Source organism: Nocardioides sp. NPDC057772 (assembly GCF_042798075.1).
Classification (GTDB): Bacteria; Actinomycetota; Actinomycetes; order Propionibacteriales; family Nocardioidaceae; genus Nocardioides.
This window is the reverse complement of sequence record NZ_JBHVKN010000403.1, coordinates 1-1,141: the sequence shown is the minus strand read 5'-3', so window position 1 is coordinate 1,141 and position 1,141 is coordinate 1. Positions and strand designations below refer to the sequence as shown.

At 69.6% G+C, this 1,141-nt stretch carries 2 protein-coding genes; both read right to left on the bottom strand.

Features of this window, described 5'->3' with window-relative positions; all coding sequences use genetic code 11:
• Positions 1–92 (bottom strand): heavy-metal-associated domain-containing protein (locus tag ACFVJS_RS28035; protein WP_378886813.1); only part of this gene is annotated, 92 nt, incomplete at its 3' end.
• A gap of 113 nt (positions 93–205) precedes the next feature.
• Positions 206–1,141: heavy metal translocating P-type ATPase (locus ACFVJS_RS28030; protein ID WP_378886812.1), on the bottom strand; the 936-nt coding region annotated here is incomplete at its 5' end.

Genomic DNA, 1,141 nt, shown 5'->3' with positions numbered 1-1,141 from the left:
ACGCCGGGGATCTGCTCGACCTGGTCGGTGACCTTGCCGGCGCAGCCGCCGCAGGTCATGCCGGAGACGGTGTAGGTGGCGTTGGTTGCCATGGGGTGAACCTTTCTCGTGGGTTCCGCGCCCGGGTTGGGCCGGTTGTTCGGTCCTGCCGGCGAGGCAGGTCCTCTGGGATCCCGATTCGTCTCGAGAATCCAGAAGTGTGGGGTCAGGCGTTGACCGGCTCGGGCCGGGACGCTTCGGTGACGTCGGTTTCGGTTCGTGGGTCGCTGTTGGTCGCTCGGAAGCCGCGCAGCCGCAGGCTGTTGGACACCACGAACACCGAGGAGAACGCCATGGCGGCTCCGGCGAGCATCGGGTTGAGGAGTCCGGCGGCCGCCAGCGGGAGGGCGGCGACGTTGTAGGCGAAGGCCCAGAACAGGTTGCCCTTGATGTTGCCCAGGGTGCGCCGGGCGAGTCGGATGGCGTCAGCGGCGGCGCGGAGGTCTCCGCGGACCAGGGTGAGGTCGGATGCTTCGATGGCGACGTCGGTGCCGGTGCCCATGGCCAGGCCGAGGTCGGCCTGAGCCAGTGCCGCGGCGTCGTTGACACCGTCCCCGACCATGGCGACGGTCTTGCCCTCTTGCTGGAGTCGTTTGATGACATCGACCTTCTCCGACGGCATCACCTCAGCGATGACGGTGTCGGGCCCGGCCTCGATGCCGACGGCGGTCGCGACCGCCGTGGCGACGGTGGCGTTGTCTCCGGTGAGCAGCACCGGGGTCAGCCCCAGGCTGCGCAGCTGACTGATCGCCTCGGCAGAGGTCGGCTTGATCGCATCGGCCACGACCAGGACCCCGCGGGCTCGCCCGTCCCAACCGACAGCCACCGCGGTCTGGCCCTTCTCAGCAGCGTCGGTCATCGCCGCCTCCAGCGGCGGCGTCAAGTGCTGGGACCACTCAGCGAGCAGCCGCGGCCGTCCGACCAGGACGGCGTGCGAGACCTCCCCGTCGACGATGATCCCCTGCACCCCCAGGCCTTCGATGTTGGCGAAGTCTTCGACCGCCGGGAGGTCACCGACCTGAGCGGACGCGCCCTTGGCGATGGCTTGTGCGATCGGGTGCTCGGACGCGTTCTCCAGGGCGCCGGCGAACCGCAGCAGCTC